Below are 18,603 nucleotides of genomic sequence, written 5' to 3' on the forward strand. Positions count from 1 at the left end.
CCGCTTGCGGCTTGATGTTTTTGCGGGTGCGGTATCGTGCAAGGTGAAGGAAGGCAGCGGACAAATTATCGAGAGGGTGATTACTTGGCGGCCACGGTCACTGGGAAAGTGTGTTACGGTATGGCTAGAGGACTAGGAAAAGGTGGTGATGGAATTGTCCTGCCTACTTCTTGTTTTCTGAGAAGCAGGCAGAACATCGGTAACACCTATAACCAGAATGGAATATGTCCTCCTGCACTCTTCGGGCGCACTCCCCGTAAAACTAAATAACCGATGGCATCACTGTAGTGCAGTGAAACTGGCAAACGCGGCATTGGCACGGAACCATAGTGCAGATGCGTCATTGCTAGCACAGAATGCAAGGCTTCTTCAATGCTGAGATTACCCATCGAACGAACGTGCAATGGACGGGGTGTTGAATTCTTGGTCGGAGGCAATGACGAGACCAAGAACGCTTCCCGATCATTAAGAACGAATGCGGTTCCTTTCTGCGGACGGAGAATCCTGTCATATTCCTCGATATACAGGCGCGGAACTTTCGATTTCACTACTTCAACTGGAAAGAACTTAGCTCCAATGTCGTCACCCCACGCCTTAATATTGGCGACCTCATTGCCTCGATACAATCCATCACGATGAATAATCGTTCGCTTGCCTGCGAACTCGCTGGATGGTAGCAGTCTTCGTAGTTCGCTTTGCGTTAGCATCTCGCCCTGAACTAATGTGTCGAGGAATGTGTACTTCAAGAAGTCCCCGTTTGCGGCGTAAATACGTGTCATCGCGGCGATATTGCGGCTGCCAGCGGTGCGCTCGTTACGCTCACGCGCAATATCAATCCCCACAACCAGATCAGTATATGGCAATGGCTCGTCTAGGACATATGGCACTGTACCTGTTTTAGCAAGTATACCGAGTACAATGTTGCTGATTGCATAGTTCTGGCGCAGTGTCGTTTCATAAATGAACTGACTTTGAAGATCGTGGGCCAGCGTGATCGCTTTCAGGTCATGGTAGAGACTGTCGGCAACCTCCCCGTCGAGGGGATTACCTGGCAAAACAGCGATAATGAGATGCGGGTTCAGTAGAGCCAGCTTTTCCACAGCTATTTCAAGGGCGTGATGTGATTTTCCGTCAGGTCGTGCTGCTCCTATAAAATTCACCGGGAAACCGATGGCAGCTAGTTCTTTGCCGATTTGACCGAGATACGACTTTCCCTGTGGATGTTCTCCGATAAGGTTGAGTGTTGCAAGACGCAGGGGGCTGCTACCCAAATCTGCTGCGCGGCGGTACGGCGGAAATTTGCGCAGGGCTGCTAGAACAGCTTGTGGATCGCATCGGCATGAAGCGTTATTTCCCAAACGCGCTTTTATTCCGAGTTGACTGTCGAGATTCAGCATGAACCGCGCTTCATGTACTTCGCTGTTGAAGGGTTCAGCCTCGATATATCCCAACTCCGCGAAGAGACGCGCGATTTGCTGAACGATTTCGCGCCGTGGATCAGATGAGATTTGCAGATTGCTAAGAGCATCCTGACCGTTGATGTCGAGCTTTCTATACTGCTCAGTCGTCGCAATCATCTGCAAGGCGCTTGCAGGATAATCGTAGCTCTTCCCTGACACGGTTCGGACATGAAGGACCAAATCTTCGTTTGGAGCATTCTTGATGATGGCTTTCATTTCGTTACGGGTTGTGCGGGCCAGTAAGTTTTCTCGATGCTCTGCCATTGTCCCCACTATCTGTGTGATTTTGCCTGTTAAGTTTCCGGTTTTATCCTTGACTTCTACGCCTACAAGGTCGTTCAACTTTCCAACCAGATCGCGGATGTAGTCCGTAAGCGAACGCGCCGGGAAGAGCTTCGAGTTCACCGATATGGCCAGCGCAGGTTGACCTTCGACAACCATCCCGCGAATATCATCATAGCGTTCTACAGTAGCGTTACGAATACGGCGCTGATGCGCATCTAGGATTGCCCTAATCTCTTTCCGGTGATCTTCTGCTACACCAAAAGCAACGAAATCGGCCTGAGTCCGTGCCGTTGCTGAGAATGCTTTGTCCACACCCACCGAGCGCATCTTCTTGAACACATCGTCATCTTCTTCCCATAACTTCCGTAGAAGCACCATCAGGTCATCGGCCTTCTGCACCATATCCGTCACCAAACGGCTCTGTGACCATATGGCACGTTTTCCGAGTTTCACACGAACCCGATGAGCGAATTTCCGACCTAGTTCAGCGGCATCCTCTTCGGGAGCATGAACGATCCATCCGGTAAGAGGCGGTAGACCATCTGCTTTGATGGGATAGACATCAACGATGACTTTCGTTTTCGTCATAGCACTTGTGACCATTGCATTTGTCCTTTCCAAGTCGAGAAAATGTGCTATACTTTCGATATAGCAAACCCGCGTTTGTTAAAGCAAAATGATAACAGACAATAACGTTCTGTCAAGAGAACGATAGTTTTAAGGAGAGAACGCATGTCGAACATCGGGGAACGAATCAAACTGCGTCGCACGGAGATGAACATTGCGTTGGCAGAATTGGCGAGGCGGGCGGATTTATCGAAGGGTTATCTCCACGCTATCGAGTCAGGGGATACTCAAAGCCCATCCGCAGAGATTTTGTTCAGGATAGCGAACGAGCTAGGAACCACCATTGCCGATTTATTAGGTGAGGAACAGGTTGAGCCTGTTTCGACGGAGATTTCAGAATCACTCAGGGACTTTGCGAGAGCCGAAAATCTGACAGAAGCAGATGTCGAGATGCTGTCCCGTATTCAGTATCGAGGGAAACGACCAGACAACGCAGATGACTGGCGCTACATCTTTGAATCTATAAAACGCACATTACGCTAACTTTGGCCGCAGGAAGGTGACCATGGAGAGTGTGGATTGGAATAGTCTACTGGCGCGTCAACTCCTCACGGAAACCCAAGCGGCTGTGATGGAAGACGCGCTGATCGCCAGGTTAGATCGAACCCTCAGTATATTCGGTACTCCCAAGTATCCAATCGACCTCCCGCTCGTAGCTTCTGTATTTGGAATTGAACCGAAGTTCAAATACGTTGAAATGGCCCAGGCGGGTCGCCTTGTTCATCTTGACGGGAAATATCATATCGAAGTGAACAAGGCTCATCCTAATGTACGCAAACGATTTTCAATTGCTCACGAGATCGGTCATAAAGCTATCCTGACGAGCAAAATTGGGGTTCCAAAGGAACGTATATCCTATAACCCTGATATTGAAACGGGTGAGGAAGAGGAAATCTGCGATTTATTTGCTACGATGCTTCTTGGTTTGCGTCCAACCTTTATCAGCGAAACGCTTGGTGATCGAGGATGCTCGTTAGCAACCGTAGACTTTCTTGCCAAATATCTGGACGTGTCTTTTGAGGCCGTGATCCGCGCCATCGCATGTTATGGACAGATACCTGCCATATTTCTATACTGCCTACCCGCCGCAATGGGCAATGACGAGATTTTTTATATTCAGCGCTACTACGTGACACGCCGATTCCCATACACCCTTTTGGGTCGAACGATTCTGCCCCATTACAACTGCCTCAAACGGGCATGGCTTGGGCAAGGTACAGCAAGAACTGTGGAACACTGGCAAAATGAATCTGGTCTTGGAGCGTCTTGTATTTTTGAGTCTATGCGTATGCCCATTTATGTTGGAGACTCTAAAAAAGATGGGCTTGTCGTTGCAGTTATAGCCCAATAAAGCACGTCATCTTTAGCTCAAAAGTGTCCTCGCCCGATACTGCACTGCCTCAGCCACATGCTCCGTGCGGATGATGTCGCTGGCCGCGAGGTCGGCGATGGTGCGGCTCACCTTCAACACTCGATGATAGGCGCGGGCGCTCAGTTGCAACTTGCGCAGCGCGGCCTTCAGCAGCGTTTCGGCAGACTCATCCATCGTGCAGAACTTCTCGATCTCGCCCGCACCCAGATCGCTGTTGGTCAGCACGCCGGGCAGATCACGATGACGGGCATATTGGCGCTCGCGCGCCTCTTCAACCCGCGCTTGAATGACTGCCGATGGTTCGCCGCGTCGCGCATCGGTCAGTTTGTCGTAATCGACCCGTTGTACATCCAATTGAATGTCAAAACGATCTAGCATGGGGCCGCTGATGCGTGCTTGATACTTGCGCACCAACGGCTCAGAACAGGTACAGGCTCGCATTGAATCGCCCCGATAGCCGCAGGGGCACGGGTTCATACTCGCCACCAGAATGATGTTGGCGGGAAACGTCACCGAGCCGCGCACGCGGCTGATCGTCACCACTTTATCTTCGAGCGGCTGACGCAGGACTTCAAGATTCCTGCCCATCTCCAACACCTCGTCCAGATAAAGCACGCCTCGGTGCGACATGCTCAGCTCACCGGGGCGCGGTATGCTGCCGCCGCCGATCAAGCCTGCCTCCGAGATGGTATGGTGCGGCGCGCGGAAAGGGCGGCGCTGCGCCATGCCTTTGCCAGAAGGCAGCAGATCAGCAACCGAGTAAATGCGGGTGATCTCAAGGGCTTCCGGTGGGGTTAGTTTGGGCAGGATGCCGGGAAGCGCTCGCGCGATCAGCGTCTTGCCCGATCCGGGTGGGCCGGAGAGCAACGCGTGGTGGCCGCCAGCCGCCACGATCTCCATCGCCCGTTTCACAAACTCCTGCCCTTTGATGTCCGAGTAATCCACGAGACGTTCCGGGCCGGGTTCGGTGGCTGGCGGCGTGCGGTTGCGATCATAAGGTGGGATGATATTCAGCTTAAAAACATGTTCGACCAGATGCCCCAAACTGGACACCGGGATCACATCGATGCCTTCTACGAGTGCCGCCTCTGCCGCATCACATTCAGGCACATAGAGGGTGGAGTACCCCAATTCGCGTGTCATATAGGCGAAGGACATCACACCCCGCACGTGTCGTAAAGTGCCGTCCAGTGAGAGTTCGCCAACGAAAACAGCATCCTGAAGCGACTCAGGCGGGATTTGTTCCGTCGCGGCGAGTACCCCCATCGCAATGGGCAAATCGTAAGCGGGGCCTTCTTTACGCATCTCCGCGGGGGCTAAGTTCACTAAATAACGACGCATAGGAAAATCCAAGCCACGATTGCGAACTGCCGACCGAACACGTTCTCGGCTCTCTTGGACCGCCGTATCTGGTAGTCCGACAATCGTAAAACCTGTCATTCCGCGCGGATTGTAATCCACCTCAACTGTGATCCTGACTGCATCCAACCCGACGAGTGCGCCGGACTGTACAATAGAAAGCATAAACAAATAATCCCCATAAGCACCGCCGCCCTTCCTAGCAGCACTGCTGGGGATTATACTCTGCCCGCAATTGTGAGCATAACGGTGTCCGGCATTGAATGACGACTTTTCGCGGGTAAATACCAAATACCTCACCGCTTTGGAGAAAGGGCGATTCTCCCTGCTGGTGCGGCACGCAAGACCATTACGATGTCAAAAGGCGAACTGCCAAGAAGACCTGAAGTTTGTGCGCTTGTTCCCGATGAAGCGCTACCTCGTCAATTTAGCCCCGGCGGAGATGCGCAAAGAAGGACCCGCCTATGACCTGCCCATTGCTATAGGCGTTCTTGCTGCGACGGAACAAATTCCGCCAGAGTCCCTTTCCGATGCCCTTTTTATTGGGGAACTTTCACTGGATGGGACGTTGCGCCATGTGCGCGGGGCGCTCTCCTACGCTTACCTTGCCAGAGATTTAGGACTCAGCCGGCTCTATCTGCCCGAATGTGATGCACTTGAAGCGGCGCTCGTTGACGGCATTGATGTAATCCCCGTCCCGACGTTGGGGCATTTGGTTGAACATATCTTTCAATTGAATGTCATCCCCCCCCTAGATCGCACCCAAATAAACCTCACCCCAACACAGCCCCCCGAACGCCTTGTTGATTTCTCCGACATCAAAGGGCAAGAATATATCAAGCGGGCGATGGAGATTGTGGCGGCGGGCGGACACCACGCCCTGCTTTCCGGGCCACCCGGTTCGGGTAAGACATTGATCGCCCGTGCGCTGCCGGGCATCCTCCCCAAACTGACCCCTGAGGAGGCACTCGAAATCACCCGCATTTACTCCGTGGCTGATATGCTCCCACAGGGAAAAACGCTGGCGCAGCGCCGTCCCTTTCGCGCCCCCCATCACACGATTAGCGAAGCGGGCTTGATCGGCGGCGGCAGCATCCCGCGCCCTGGCGAGATCACGATGAGTCATCGGGGCGTTCTGTATCTCGATGAGGTATTGGAGATGGGACGCTCTTTGGAAGTCTTACGCCAGCCTCTTGAAGACAAGATGGTCACCATCAGCCGCGTGCGCGGATCAACCACCTTTCCGGCAAACATCATCCTCGTCGCCTCGATGAATCCCTGTCCGTGTGGCTACCGAGGGGACATCCTGCGGGCGTGTACATGCAGCGATCAAGCCGTGCGGAAATATCAACAGCGCATCAGCGGTCCGATGTTGGATCGTTTCGATATTCAACTCGATGTACAGCGCGTGGACTTCGATAAATTAACCGAGGATCGACGCGGCGAATCCTCAGCAATCATCCAAGCCCGTATCGAACTTGCCCGCGAGCACCAACGTCAGCGCTATGCACACCTTTCGGGGGTGCTGACGAACAGCGATCTTGGGGCGGGCGAGATCGATGTATTTTGTAAGATGGATGAATCCGCCGCGACTCTGCTGAAAGCTGCCATGCGAAAACTTCAACTGAGCGCCCGTGCTTACCATCGCGTATTGAAGGTTAGCCGCACCATTGCCGATTTAGCCGCCAGTGAGATCATTCGGACAGAGCATGTGGCAGAGGCGGTGCAGTATCGATCTAGGGTGCTTGTTGGGTGAATCACCATGACCTGATCGGCTTTCCTCAGCGCGAAACCCGAATCAGATCATTTTATTCCTCTCCTTACCCTATGCTGAGAACAATCCCATTCCCAAACGGATCGCGGATGAGCGTTCCTTGTTCGGTGTTTTCGGTAGCAACACCTGCCCCGACCGCCCGCGCCAATACAGGACTCAACGCTGCTTCATCCGGCAGCAGCACGCTGAAATAGCGCAGACCAAGCGCATCTGTCGGCGGCGGCGGCGCACCATGCCCTTGCCAGACGTTTGTCCCTATATGGTGATGATAGCCCCCCGCACTGAAAAAGCCCGCGCCAAAGTCGTGGTTGACAAAGAGCGTATCGAAGCCCAAGACATCGTGGTAAAAGGCTGCGGCTTTCTCCAGATCGCCCACGTGTAGATGGACATGCCCTACGCTTGCCCCTGCACTCAGCCCTGACCACGCCGAGGGATCGCGCTCTAGTTCAGCTAAGAGTTCATCCGGCTCAAGGGGGAGATTCAAATTTGCCCCCAATGCCAGCATTTCCTCGTAGGAAACCCATTCTTCTTTAGGGAAATCCCACGCCAGTTCGATTCCATTTCCCTCGGCATCGGGAAGGTAAATGGCAAGGTGAGTGCGGTGGTTGACCATGCCCTGAATTGGCGTTCGCGTGACGGCAATTTGGCGCAGCAGATGAGCGAGTTCCCATTTTGTGGGCAGCAAAAATGCCGTGTGGTAAAGCCCGCTTGTGCGGCGGTAACGCCGCCCTGTGCGCTCCTCTGTCAGGCGGAGCAAGTCCTCTTTGCCGCCGCCCATGCCTGCCGCCGCGCCATCCCGCCAATGAATCTGAAAGCCCAGAACATCGCGGTAAAAAGCGATCTGCTTATCGAGATCAGCCGTCCGATAGTGAACATGCCCCAAGCGAGTCGCCGCGTGAATGGGAAAGATATCCGCCGGTGTCCTTTGTGGTGAGGGTTGTGTTGTCATAGGTAGGATACTCCTATGGCTTTAGACGGGGGGAGAGGGGAAATTCTTGCTTTATCAAAAAGGAAACCCCTCCGACGTGTTCAGCGCCAGAGGGGGAGAAGGCAGCGATGAACGATGTGCCGACAGCTATCCGCGTCCGGCGAGTTCGTGTGCCATCGCTGTGCGGTACTCGGCGCTCCCTCGGTAGTCGCTAAGGCGGCTGGTCAATGCCGGTGTATAGACCACCGGATGGGCATCGACGCCGCTGATTACCGTCACCTTCTCAGCGCCCGTCTGTGCCGTCACCGCCGCCACAATCGGTATATCGGCAGGCGTTCGCCCTACTTTTTCCAGCGAAATGGATGTTACGCCTGTCCGGTAGCCGGAAAGGGTCACGCGCAGAATGATCCGCCGCCCACGCCAGATCATAGGCTTAGCGAACCATTCTTCAAGGGTGAATGGTTCTTCCCCGTAACAGACGATCTCTGCGCGGAGTGCCAGAAAAAGCGCGTTGACGAGCGATTCGGGGCGTGTTTCCATGAGGACATCCCCTACGGTCAAGGCATGACGCAGCGTGTTCGGCGTGTCTGCTTTGACAAGGCGGCGCACGTTCCCATCTAACCCGCAGAGCGTTTCCAAGGTCGCCGCCGCCCCCACCCATGCCGGATGATCCGCACTGTTTGTCCCATCGTGAATCAGCTTGGTAAGGGTCACAGCGCTTTCGATGTGGCTATCCCCCCACCGCACAAGGTAGGCGCCCCCTCCGTAGAGGGGAAATACGCCTGACTGCCGGACGAGCGCCGCTGCCTCGTCCAACGTGCGCGGGGTGTGGATTGCCCTCAAATTGAGAAGCATTCGCTTACGCCTCCTCAACAATAACAAGCTGCGCTGCACGGAGTTCCTCAATGAGCGTAGTTAGGTCTTGGCGAAGCGTTGCCTCCTCAACATCGTATTCCTCTAACAAGGCGGCGACTGCGCCATCGAGTGTCCCGTGCTGTTGGAGTGCCTCCCACATCCGTGTACCGCTCTCATTCAAGGTGAAATACTTCTCGGTATCCATGTTCAGCAGGACGGATTCACCAGCAACATCGCTGATCAAAACATTCGTGTTTGGACGTATCATCAATCGTCTGTCCTCCCCTACTTAACCCGCCCGACGGGCTGCCAGTTACCATTCAGTTGGATGCTGTAGACCGTTCGATCCGGCAGGCTGACGTAAATCTGATTGGAGACGGGGCTAGGCTGCTGTGTCCCTTGATAGTTTTCTCCGCCAGCAATGCCATAGCCAAAGACACTGATCAGGCTGTTGCCATCGATCCAATTACTTGTCGCCCATAGGTAGCCAATCTGTGCTGTGGGAGCTTGATAACCAGCGGGGACGGTGACAGTGGGAATCTCAACACCGGGTGTCCATGTGTTGCTATACAAGCCAACGCGCAGCCCATTATTCGCCAAGAAGTAGACCCGGTTGGAGCTGGAATCATAGAGGGCAAAGCCGCGTTCAAACCGTTGCCAGATCATGGGCGCATAGGTTGCCGCCTGCGAAGGGCAGCCGCCGCGTGGCTCAGGGGTGAAAAACCAGGGTGTGGCGCAGAGAACTTGAATGGCAATATCTTGCTTCACCGATTGCCCGCCGCGCTCCGCCTCCAAGCGGATGATCACCGTGTCGCTGTTTGTAGAAGTCAGCGTAAAAATCTGCTGCCCGTCGGGTCCAACAAGGGTGGTGTCAATTACGGCGAGCGTCCCCGTCAGGCGGATCAGACGAATCACCTCGCCATCGGCACGCCATGTCACGGTGACTTGCCCACCGCTGGCGACACTTGCCGGGGTGACTCCAAAGGTCGTGATCGTTGGAGGGACAGGGGTCAGGGTTGGTGTCAAACTCGGTGTCAGGGTGAGCGTTGGCGTTGGGGTGAGGGTGAAGGTCGGCGTGAAGGTCGGCGTCAAACTTGGCGTCAGCGAGGGGGTTAGGCTCGGCGTGAACGTTGCCGTGAAGGTATTCGAGGGTGTTAAGGTGGTGGAAGGCGTCAGGCTAGGGGTGAAGGTGGGCGTAAACGTCGGCGTAAACGTCGATGTAAAGGACGGCGTAAACGTCGGCGTGAAGGTAAACGTCGGCGTGAAGGTCGGTGTAAAGGTGGGCGTGTAGGTGTTTGTTGGTGTGTCGGTGATTGTTGGTGAAGGGAGAATCGCCACCGTCGGAAGGGGTGGTTCCACCCGCTGACGACAGGCGGCAAGTGTGGCAAACGCCACCCCTAGCAAGGTGAGTTGAAAGAGCCGAGTGTATGCCTTCGGGCGGTTGTGGCGCGTCACGTCGCCCCTCCTCGTTTCATGTTTCGTGATAAGCACTCCATTGTATCAGGTTTGGGGTGAGATCACCGAAACCAGATGGTCAGGATGGTGGTGGCGATTCGGCAGACGGTTGTTTCGTTTTCAACAGGGTTTGGACGATATTCACTAAAATATCCGGCGTAAACGGCTTGCCCACAAAGGCAGCACACCCCAGACGGGCAGCAATGCGCTGATCCATAGCACTGGTACGGGCGGTGAGCGCGACGATGGGCGGTTGGGGGGTGATTCCCTCAAGCTGCTTTCTGAGCAAAAGGATCATCGTCCGCCCGTCAATATCGGGCAGGTCGAAGTCCATCAGAATTAAACTGGGGCGCTCCTGGCGTGCCATAGGCGGCGCTTCTAACCCCCGCAAGACATGTTTCACCTGATAGCCAGCGGCACTCAACACACGGATAGCGTAATCGGCGTTGGATTGGTTGTCTTCGACAAGAAGGATGTACGGCATAAGACATTCCCTACGAGGCATGGGCATCGATCAGGGCAGCCAGTTGATCGATGCGAAACGGTTTGCTCAGAATGGCATTACAGCCAGCTTGGTAACAGCGCTCCATATCGTCAGGGAGTGTCAGCGCTGTGACGGCGATGATTGGTCGGGCAATCCCCTGTTCACGTAACATCTCAACAAATTCATGTCCTGTTCGCCCTTGCCCAATGCGTACATCGACCAGAACGAGATCGTATTCTGGGGTAAATGTGGCAATTGCCTCATCAACAGTGGTGACCAGTGTGAGGTGGTGTGGGGTGGAACGCACGAAGCGTTCCACAAGGGCAGCGTCGTTTGGTTCGTCTTCAAGATACAAGATATTCACGAGTTAGTTCACCTTTGTTGTCATCAGATTCGTGATTGTTTTAAGGAGAATGTCCGGGGCGACAGGTTTCGTCAGGATCAGCGCCGCTCCCGATAATTCTGCTATAGGTGCAGCACTTCGGGCAGTGTAGATAATCACTGGAATATCTGCGGTGAGCGGATCGGCTTTCAGTTTTTGCAAGACCTCCCGACCAGAAGCATCGGGGAGTTGCAAATCCAAGATGATTAGATCAGGAAGGATGCTGGTCGCCATACTGAGCGCCTCACGGCTGTTTTCCGCGTCAACAACAATATGCCCCGCCCCCTCTAATATTTCGTGCATCAAATGCCGTGCGTTCACCTCGTCCTCAACGATTAAGATCGTCTTTGAGGCGCTCAGGTCGCTCATCATGTCTTCGCTGAAGATCGTCACAAGGGCATCTTCGGGTTTGTCGCTGACGAATTCGGCGGGTGCTTGGCTGGCGGGCTGTGCCTCGGCAATGGGCATCGTGAAAGAGAACGTCGTGCCTACACCCACTTTGCTCTCAACAGTCATATCCCCGCCGTGCATCTGCGTCAACTGCTTACTGATATCCAGCCCTAAGCCCGTCCCCCCATAGCGTCGATCCGTATCGCTTTGCGCTTGCTGAAAGCGATCAAAAATGTAGGGCAAGACATGCGCTTCAATGCCTATTCCCGTATCGGTGACGGTGATCCGCACAAAACGATCTTCAACCACCGCCTCCAGGGTGATCGTCCCCCGTTCGGTAAACTTGATCGCATTGGACATTAGATTTAAGGTGATCTGGCGAATACGGACCGAATCAGCCTGAATATAGGGCAGCCCCTCTGGTAGGTTCGTCCGCAGTTGAACAGGTTTTTCTTTCACCAAGCCGATGGCGGTTGCCATAACTGCTTTGACAACCTCATGAAGATCAACAGGGGAGCGGTGAATTTCCAGTTTGCCCGCCTCGATCTTGCTCAGATCGAGAACGTCGTTGATCAAACCAAGCAGGTATTCGCCGTTCTCCAATATCAACTGAATGTCTTTGCGGTAAATCGGCGGGAGATCAACATTTTCGTACATACTGCGCACATGGAGCATGGCGCTGGAATAACCGATGATCACGTTCAGCGGCGTGCGCAGTTCGTGGCTCATGTTGGAAAGGAAGACCGATTTTGCTTGGCTGGCTTGTTCGGTGCGGCGGTTCGCCTCGCGAAGCGCGGTGGTACGTTCCTCCACCCGCTGTTCAAGGTTAGAAAGAACCTGCCGAAGCTGCCACGTCATGCTGTTGAAGGCGTTTCCCAACGCGCCCAACTCATCCACCCCTTTGACTTCCGCCCGTGCAGTGAGGTCGCCCGCCGTAATTGCCTCGGCAACGCTGCCAAGCGCCCGGATGGGGCGAACGATCCGTCGCGCAAAGACGACACTCAGGGTGAGGGCAATCAAGAGGGAGAGGATCACCACGATGAGAAAGACAACGATGCTTTCAAATGCCAATTGGAAGGCTTGGGCAGTGGGCTTTTCCACAACAATGCGAATGTCCCGATTGCCGAGGGGGAGGGTATCTACCACCCGAAAGACGGAGCCACCCAACAACCCATTTGCCAACCCATCTGCCAGACCGAAGGGGGAGCGCGTGTTACGCAAAACCACCGAAGGATCAGGATGGGCAACAACGCGATTGCGGTCATCGACCACATAGGCGCTGCTGACATCAACATCCCTAATCTGGGAGAGCGTCTGGCTGATTTGCCTAAGGCGCAAATCCCCCACCAGTACAGCTTGAAGGGTGTTTGTGCGGATGTTCATTTGGGGGACAGCGACGGTGATCAGAAATTCCCCAGAGTTCGGTTCGATGTGCACCGGACTGTAGTAGACATTCCCCGTTGCCTTCACCGTGACGAATTCTTCCGCCTCAGAACGGTTGCCCAGATCGCTTGGGGTAAATGCCCGTGAGCGAGCCACACGCACGATCTCTGCTCCCTCGTTGTTTAGAAGGGTCAGTTCATCGAAGGCGCTGTCATAAGCCAGCAGTTGGGAGAGGATGCTGTTTTGCCCGGCGGGGCTTAGATCGGGAAAATCGCCCACGCTAATCAGTTGACGAAGGGTGGTTTCCCGTTTGGTGATTTCACTGATCACCTCCACACCAATACGACGGGCAACGGCATGCTGCTGGTCAAGGGCTTGCCGTTCTTGCAAGCTGTAACTGCGCAGCACCACCGCCACACCGACAAGGGTGAGTGGGAGAACAGAAAGAAGGGCAAAGACGGCAATGATACGTCGTTGAATACTAAAACGCATAAGCCTATTTCCGTTTAAGAATAGATAAACTTTTTTACCTGTGGGCTTTGAAAGACGCAGCCACTAAGAGCAAGGCGGGTGCTAAACAGAAAGAAGAAAACCGCTTAAACAGGTGTGTTCGGTTTGCGCAAGTAACCCCATCTATAAACATAATTAAATCTCCTTAAGACGGAGAGTCACCCTTAATGCGTTCATTATAAACGGGAAAACGCGATTTCTAAATAATTGGTGCAAAAAATAGTTTAGGGCTGGTTTAGCTTTTGGCGGTGGGCAAAAGCACGGTGAGAACCTTATCAACCCGTTTCCCATCCATATCCATAACCTCAAACCGGTAGCCCGCAGCGATGAAGTGATCGGCGGCAGAGGGGACACGCCCTAACTGTGCCATGACGAATCCGCTGAGGGTTTGAAACTCATCTTCATCGGGAAGTGTTTTGATCTTCAGGATGTCTTTCAGTTCGTCTACGGCGATCATTCCATCCAACAGCCACGATCCATCCTCCCGCTGAACGGCGTTTGGTTCGGCGCTTTCGTCCGTCAGCGAGATGCCGCCGATGATCTGCTCCAAGACATCGGTGATCGTCAGAATCCCTTCCAAACCGCCATGTTCATCATAAACAAGGGCAAGATGAGAACTATTCTCCTTAAATTTTTGGAGGATTTCAAGGACACTCAATGATTCGGGGGCTTCAATCGGCTGGCGAATGATCTGGCGCAAATCCACCGCTTCGCCATACATAATCTTCAGCAGCAAATCCTTTGTGCGAACGACGCCGATCACCTGATCGAGCGATCCCTCAGCAACAGGGTAGCGGGAACGCCCTGCTCTGGTGATCTTCTCCCGCAGAACATCCAGTGAATCATCCACATCAAGCCATGTTACATCACGGCGGGGGGTCATAATCGCGCTGATGCGTATATCGTCTAGCCGAAAGACGCGCTTCATAAGGTGCGTCTCATCAACTTCAAACTCACCCGACTGCGCCCCGGCATCGAGCATCACCTTAAATTCTTCGCGGGTAATATCCGGGGTGTCATTCGGTTTGACATTCAAGAGGGCGAGAATAAGCCGCGATGAGCCGTTGAGCAGCTTATCCAGACGCAGCCGCACGACTAAGGCGATCAGGGTGCGCATGATCCCCGACAACGCGGCGGTGATGCTTTCGGGGTTGTTCACTGCCAGTTGTTTGGGGACAAGCTCCCCAAAGACGAGCGAGAGGTAGGTGATCCCCATCGTCACGATGAGAAAAGCGAGGGGTTGCGCCGCACCCGCTAAGAAGGGAATTCCGGCGATCCACTTCGCCAACGGATCACTGAGGGTTGCCCCCCCAAACGCCCCCGAAAGAATCCCAATGAGGGTGATGGCGATTTGATTCGTGGCAAAAAATCGTTCGCGGTCTTTGCGGAGGGCAAGGGCAAGGTGAGCGCGTTTATCGCCCTCGTTGGCACGCTGCTGAAGGCGTGCCTCCCGTGCGGCAATGAGCGCCGCCTCTGCCATGCTGAACAACCCATTCAACAAGGCAAGGGCGAAAATCAAGAGAAGTTCAAACATTAGTAGGCGTTTCGGCTACGACCCAAGACCGTCTGCAAAACGGTGCGGATGATGATTTTGATGTCCAACCCAAGCGACCAATGTTCAACGTACCAAAGGTCATACTTGATCCGCTCCTCGATGGAGGTGTCACCGCGTAAGCCGTTGACCTGCGCCCAGCCGGTCATTCCGGCTTTCTCACGGTGGCGTTCCATATAGCGCGGGATCATATCACGGAATTTCTGGACGAACTGGACTTGTTCCGGGCGCGGACCAACAAGGCTCATATGCCCCAAGAGGACGTTGATCAGGTTGGGAATTTCGTCCCAGTTCGTCTTGCGCATCCAGCGCCCCAAGCGCGTCACACGGGGGTCGTTTTGGGTTGTCCAATTCCCCAACTTTTCGGCATCGGTGCGCATACTGCGGAATTTGATCATGGGGAAAGGGCGTCCATCCAACCCCATCCGTTCCTGACAAAAGAACGTCGGACCCTTCGATTCCAAGCGAATCAGGAGCGCTGTCAGCAGCATAAAAGGCGAGAGGAACACCAATCCCACACAAGCGCCTAAGACATCGACCAACCGTTTGAGTGCTAGTTTCCAACCGCGCATAGCAATATCGCGCACGGTCAGAAGGGGCAGCCCACCCATATCGTCTACGGACATATTGCCCGCCATGAATGCGAACGTGTCGGGGTAAATTTTGATGCTCACCCTTCCGCGCTGGCACAATCCGACGAGATGGGCGAGATCAGCACGAGATGCCTCTGGTACAGCGATGATCACCTCATCAACTCGATAGCCATCAATGAGCGTAGGCATGTCCTTTGGCGAACCCAGCAGGGGAATCCCCGGCAGTTTGTCGTGATCACTGCCATTGACCATGCCGAGGATATGGTAGCCGAGATACGCATTGTTTTGGATGTGCAGGGCAATGGATTGAGCGCTCTCGCCGCTCCCCACAATGATCACGCGATCCCGCCCCATCCCAAAGCGCCGCAAGAGAACTGCCGTCTGGCGGTGAATTTCGCGCCCGATGATCACGGTTATGATCGTGAACAACCAGATATACATGACCATTTGGCGGGGGTAGTCCGAGCCGACATCCGTCCCTTTGAGTAGGATCGTCGTGAAGCCGTTCGTCATGACTACCCCCACCGAGACTGAGGCGGCGATTACGAACGCCTGATCAATGCGGCTGACAGCGCGGCGTTGGTGGTAGAGCCGAGCGACAAAAAACAAGGTCAAAAAGGTGAGCGTTTGAATGACCAAAATCGGCAGGTAAAAGCCAAACGTCGGCGGGTCTATGGGCGCGTTGAAAAGGGGCAGCCGCCGCCGCGCAAAATAGCCCAAACCAAATGCCCCGATGACGGCGAGCGTATCCAACGCCACCAACAGCGCCCCCAAAAACGACTTCAAGCGGGGGCGATCAGGGGCTTGCGGTGGCGTGGGAGTGGGTGAAGCCGAGGGAGCAATCACCTTCGCGGGCTGCGTCACCCGTGCCTTTCCGTTTGGATGGCTGCCCATAGCTTTCGCCCGCCTTTCAGGAGCAGCCCGCTCATCACCAGCGCGTGCATGGGCAGCGACGTGCGAGCGCGGTAGTGCTTCCGATAAAACTGCCAACTGGCGCGTTGGAACTCGAACTTCGTCTGGGGATTTTGGCGGCTTGCCGCCCGTTTCACGTGAAGAACGGTCACTGTCGGGTAGTAGAGAACTTTCCAACCGTTCTGCTTGATGCGGTACGCCCAATCGATGTCTTCTCCATACATCCAAAATTGTTCGTCAAGCAAGCCCACCTGCTGGATTGTCTCACGGCGGACTTGCATATACGCCCCCACAATGCAATCCACCTCGGTTTCGAGGTGTTCATCAAGATAGGTGAGGTTATAGCGACCAAAAAGGCGGCTTTTGGGAAAAAGTTTGCTGAAGCCAAGCATCCGCCACATGGAGATTTCTGGGGAAGGAAAACTCCGCCGGCATGCCAGATCAAGCGAGCCATCCAGCATCTCTAAACGCGGACCCGCCGCCCCGATTTTGGGGTCGGCGTCCATCCGATCCACCATCTTACGAAAGCCATCGGGCGGAACAACCGTATCGGGATTTAAGAGGAGCAAGTAACGCGGCGCGGTGGGGCTGGTCTGCCCAATATCTCCACAGCCAAACGCCCGCAAGCCCTGATTGTTGGCGCGGGCAAAGCCGGTGTTTTCGCTGTTGACAATCACCGTGACCGAAGGGAATTCTGCCCGCACCATCTCGGCACTGCCATCGCTGCTGGCATTATCCACAACAATCACCTGCCGCTGGATGTTTGGCTCACCAGTTTCTATCGAACGCAAACAATCCCGCAGCAGATTGCGGGTGTTCCAATTGACGATCACGATTCCCAAATCAAACATTGGTGCGTCTATTCCTCACGTTCCCTACTATAGCGTTAGACGCGCTCTGAAACAACCCACCTCCAGCAAACCGCTAATTGCCCACCAACGCCGCATATCGCGCCCAAATGTGCGGGGCGCGGGCGCGTGCCTCACTCAGAATTTTCCTTTCATCCAGCGTGGTGATCTCACGATTGCGCATGACGACTTTTCCGGCGCAAATTGTTCCCACCACCATGCGCGACTCCACCCCAAACAGGACATGCCAAGGCGCATTTTCCCCCGTGAGCGGGGTGAAGGGATCATAGGCGACGATCATCAGGTCTGCCGCTGCGCCGGGTTGGATCACGCCTAAGGTTAGGGTGGGAAAGAACATCTCGGCAAGGGCAGCATTGTGTTCGGCAGCAATATGGAGGATCGTCTCCCCCCCGGCGGCGCGGGGATCGCGCTTTGCCACTTTGTGGACGAGATACGCCGCCCGCCACTCATCGATCATGAAATGGCTAAACCCATCGTTACCCAAACACACCTTGATCCCGGCACGCAGCAGTTCATCAAGGGAGGCAACGCCCACCCCATTATTCATGTTGCTGCGCGGCTGGTGGGTGACCCACGTCTCCGTCTCCCGCAGAAGTGCTACTTCCGATGCATCGACATGGACGGCGTGAGCGGCAATTGTCCGCGCCCCTAAAATCCGGTGGTGCTTCAGGCGAAGGGTCGTCCGCACTCCAGAACGGGCAAGACTGTCTTCTTCGTCTGCTTCGTGTTCGGCAAGGTGAATGTGAAAGCCACTCCCAAAGGGTTCATTAGCGGTGGTACAGGCACGAAGGGTTTCTTCGGAAAGGGTGAGGCTGGCATGTAAGCCAAAGGTCGCCGCAAGACGATCATCCTGCCGCCGTTCCATCTCTCGCAGAAAGCGGACATTTTCGGCAATGCCCGCTTGGGCGCGTTCCGCCCCATCCCGATCCGTCACCTCGTAACAGAGAACGCCGCGCAAGCCCGCTTCTTCAACGGCAGCGGCGATCACACTGAGGCTGCCATCAATGGCATTTGGGCTGGCGTGATGATCGATGAGTGTTGTGGTGCCGCCATGTATGGCATCGATCAGGCATAGCAAGGCACTGTAACGAACATCGTCTAAGGTCAGCGCCCGATCCAAGCCCCACCACAAGCGGCGTAAAATCTCAGGAAAATCACGGGGCGGCACGCCGGGAATTGCCATCCCCCGTGCAAAAGCACCATAAAAATGGGTGTGGGCGCAGATTGCGCCGGGGAGGACAAGCGCCCCCTCGCAATCATAAATGGGCAGCCCTCCCTCGTTTGCCGTAAGCGACTCAGAATCGCCAATCTTGGCAATCCGTCCCTCTCGAATCAGGATCGCCTGATTCGGAAGGACAACGCGGGGCGACCAATTCAGGATAGTGGCGTTCGTCAGCAGCAGATTAGCCATCA

The 18,603-nt window shown here is 54.7% G+C and carries 16 protein-coding genes; 3 read left to right on the forward strand and 13 right to left on the reverse strand.

Annotated features, from left to right (window positions below; all coding sequences use genetic code 11):
- Positions 1–206: 206 nt before the first annotated feature.
- Positions 207–2,333: a hypothetical protein gene (locus HS103_01525; protein MBE7511483.1), complete on the reverse strand. Its 2,127-nt coding sequence runs from the start codon at positions 2,331–2,333 to the stop codon at positions 207–209.
- 144 nt (positions 2,334–2,477) lie between these two features.
- Between HS103_01525 and HS103_01530 the strand changes: the two genes are divergently transcribed.
- Positions 2,478–2,855 (forward strand): helix-turn-helix transcriptional regulator, encoded by a 378-nt coding sequence (locus HS103_01530; GenBank protein ID MBE7511484.1) that lies wholly within the window; start codon positions 2,478–2,480, stop codon positions 2,853–2,855.
- Positions 2,856–2,886: 31 nt separating this feature from the next.
- Positions 2,887–3,723 (forward strand): ImmA/IrrE family metallo-endopeptidase, encoded by an 837-nt coding sequence (locus tag HS103_01535; protein MBE7511485.1) that lies wholly within the window; start codon positions 2,887–2,889, stop codon positions 3,721–3,723.
- A gap of 12 nt (positions 3,724–3,735) precedes the next feature.
- Here HS103_01535 and HS103_01540 read toward each other — a convergent pair whose 3' ends face one another.
- Positions 3,736–5,268 carry a YifB family Mg chelatase-like AAA ATPase gene (locus HS103_01540; GenBank protein ID MBE7511486.1) on the reverse strand — a complete coding sequence of 511 codons (1,533 nt, stop codon included), beginning with the start codon at positions 5,266–5,268 and terminating at the stop codon, positions 3,736–3,738.
- 241 nt (positions 5,269–5,509) lie between these two features.
- Here HS103_01540 and HS103_01545 point away from each other — a divergent pair, with 241 nt between their 5' ends.
- Positions 5,510–6,859 (forward strand): YifB family Mg chelatase-like AAA ATPase, encoded by a 1,350-nt coding sequence (locus HS103_01545; GenBank protein MBE7511487.1) that lies wholly within the window; start codon positions 5,510–5,512, stop codon positions 6,857–6,859.
- A 64-nt stretch (positions 6,860–6,923) separates the two neighbouring features.
- Here HS103_01545 and HS103_01550 read toward each other — a convergent pair whose 3' ends face one another.
- From HS103_01550 to ssnA, 11 genes are all read right to left on the reverse strand, one after another.
- A complete protein-coding gene (locus tag HS103_01550) occupies positions 6,924–7,826 on the reverse strand; it encodes a VOC family protein (protein MBE7511488.1) in 903 nt (300 codons plus the stop codon).
- A gap of 126 nt (positions 7,827–7,952) precedes the next feature.
- Positions 7,953–8,660 carry an FAD binding domain-containing protein gene (locus HS103_01555; GenBank protein MBE7511489.1) on the reverse strand — a complete coding sequence of 236 codons (708 nt, stop codon included), beginning with the start codon at positions 8,658–8,660 and terminating at the stop codon, positions 7,953–7,955.
- Positions 8,661–8,664: 4 nt separating this feature from the next.
- Complete coding sequence (locus HS103_01560) at positions 8,665–8,928, reverse strand: PqqD family protein (protein MBE7511490.1); 264 nt, start codon at positions 8,926–8,928, stop codon at positions 8,665–8,667.
- Positions 8,929–8,945: 17 nt separating this feature from the next.
- Complete coding sequence (locus HS103_01565) at positions 8,946–10,115, reverse strand: hypothetical protein (GenBank protein ID MBE7511491.1); 1,170 nt, start codon at positions 10,113–10,115, stop codon at positions 8,946–8,948.
- Positions 10,116–10,194: 79 nt separating this feature from the next.
- Entirely contained in the window at positions 10,195–10,599 is a 405-nt protein-coding gene (locus tag HS103_01570) for a response regulator (protein MBE7511492.1), read from the reverse strand.
- 10 nt (positions 10,600–10,609) lie between these two features.
- Entirely contained in the window at positions 10,610–10,963 is a 354-nt protein-coding gene (locus HS103_01575) for a response regulator (GenBank protein ID MBE7511493.1), read from the reverse strand.
- A gap of 3 nt (positions 10,964–10,966) precedes the next feature.
- Positions 10,967–13,246 (reverse strand): response regulator, encoded by a 2,280-nt coding sequence (locus tag HS103_01580; GenBank protein MBE7511494.1) that lies wholly within the window; start codon positions 13,244–13,246, stop codon positions 10,967–10,969.
- 253 nt (positions 13,247–13,499) lie between these two features.
- Positions 13,500–14,798 carry an HlyC/CorC family transporter gene (locus HS103_01585; protein ID MBE7511495.1) on the reverse strand — a complete coding sequence of 433 codons (1,299 nt, stop codon included), beginning with the start codon at positions 14,796–14,798 and terminating at the stop codon, positions 13,500–13,502.
- Positions 14,798–16,303 (reverse strand): undecaprenyl-phosphate glucose phosphotransferase, encoded by a 1,506-nt coding sequence (locus tag HS103_01590; GenBank protein MBE7511496.1) that lies wholly within the window; start codon positions 16,301–16,303, stop codon positions 14,798–14,800. Before HS103_01590 ends, HS103_01585 begins: the two co-directional genes overlap by 1 nt.
- A complete protein-coding gene (locus tag HS103_01595; GenBank protein ID MBE7511497.1) occupies positions 16,270–17,172 on the reverse strand; it encodes a glycosyltransferase family 2 protein in 903 nt (300 codons plus the stop codon). Before HS103_01595 ends, HS103_01590 begins: the two co-directional genes overlap by 34 nt.
- A gap of 73 nt (positions 17,173–17,245) precedes the next feature.
- Positions 17,246–18,601, reverse strand: coding sequence for a putative aminohydrolase SsnA (gene ssnA / locus HS103_01600; GenBank protein MBE7511498.1), 1,356 nt, complete (start codon positions 18,599–18,601; stop codon positions 17,246–17,248).
- Between the last annotated feature and the right edge of the window lie 2 nt (positions 18,602–18,603).

Source organism: Anaerolineales bacterium (assembly GCA_015075625.1).
Lineage (GTDB): Bacteria > Chloroflexota > Anaerolineae > Aggregatilineales > UBA2796 > UBA2796.

Excerpts from the sequence above, each read along its gene's own strand:
- HS103_01525 (MBE7511483.1), bottom strand. The coding sequence starts at position 2,333 with ATGACGAAAACGAAAGTCATCGTTGATGTCTATCCCATCAAAGCAGAT.
- HS103_01530 (MBE7511484.1), top strand. The coding sequence starts at position 2,478 with ATGTCGAACATCGGGGAACGAATCAAACTGCGTCGCACGGAGATGAAC.
- HS103_01540 (MBE7511486.1), bottom strand. The coding sequence starts at position 5,268 with ATGCTTTCTATTGTACAGTCCGGCGCACTCGTCGGGTTGGATGCAGTC.
- HS103_01545 (MBE7511487.1), top strand. The coding sequence starts at position 5,510 with ATGAAGCGCTACCTCGTCAATTTAGCCCCGGCGGAGATGCGCAAAGAA.
- HS103_01550 (MBE7511488.1), bottom strand. The coding sequence starts at position 7,826 with ATGACAACACAACCCTCACCACAAAGGACACCGGCGGATATCTTTCCC.
- HS103_01555 (MBE7511489.1), bottom strand. The coding sequence starts at position 8,660 with ATGCTTCTCAATTTGAGGGCAATCCACACCCCGCGCACGTTGGACGAG.
- HS103_01560 (MBE7511490.1), bottom strand. The coding sequence starts at position 8,928 with ATGATACGTCCAAACACGAATGTTTTGATCAGCGATGTTGCTGGTGAA.
- HS103_01570 (MBE7511492.1), bottom strand. The coding sequence starts at position 10,599 with ATGCCGTACATCCTTCTTGTCGAAGACAACCAATCCAACGCCGATTAC.
- HS103_01580 (MBE7511494.1), bottom strand. The coding sequence starts at position 13,246 with ATGCGTTTTAGTATTCAACGACGTATCATTGCCGTCTTTGCCCTTCTT.
- HS103_01585 (MBE7511495.1), bottom strand. The coding sequence starts at position 14,798 with ATGTTTGAACTTCTCTTGATTTTCGCCCTTGCCTTGTTGAATGGGTTG.
- HS103_01590 (MBE7511496.1), bottom strand. The coding sequence starts at position 16,303 with ATGGGCAGCCATCCAAACGGAAAGGCACGGGTGACGCAGCCCGCGAAG.
- HS103_01595 (MBE7511497.1), bottom strand. The coding sequence starts at position 17,172 with ATGTTTGATTTGGGAATCGTGATCGTCAATTGGAACACCCGCAATCTG.
- ssnA (MBE7511498.1), bottom strand. The coding sequence starts at position 18,601 with ATGGCTAATCTGCTGCTGACGAACGCCACTATCCTGAATTGGTCGCCC.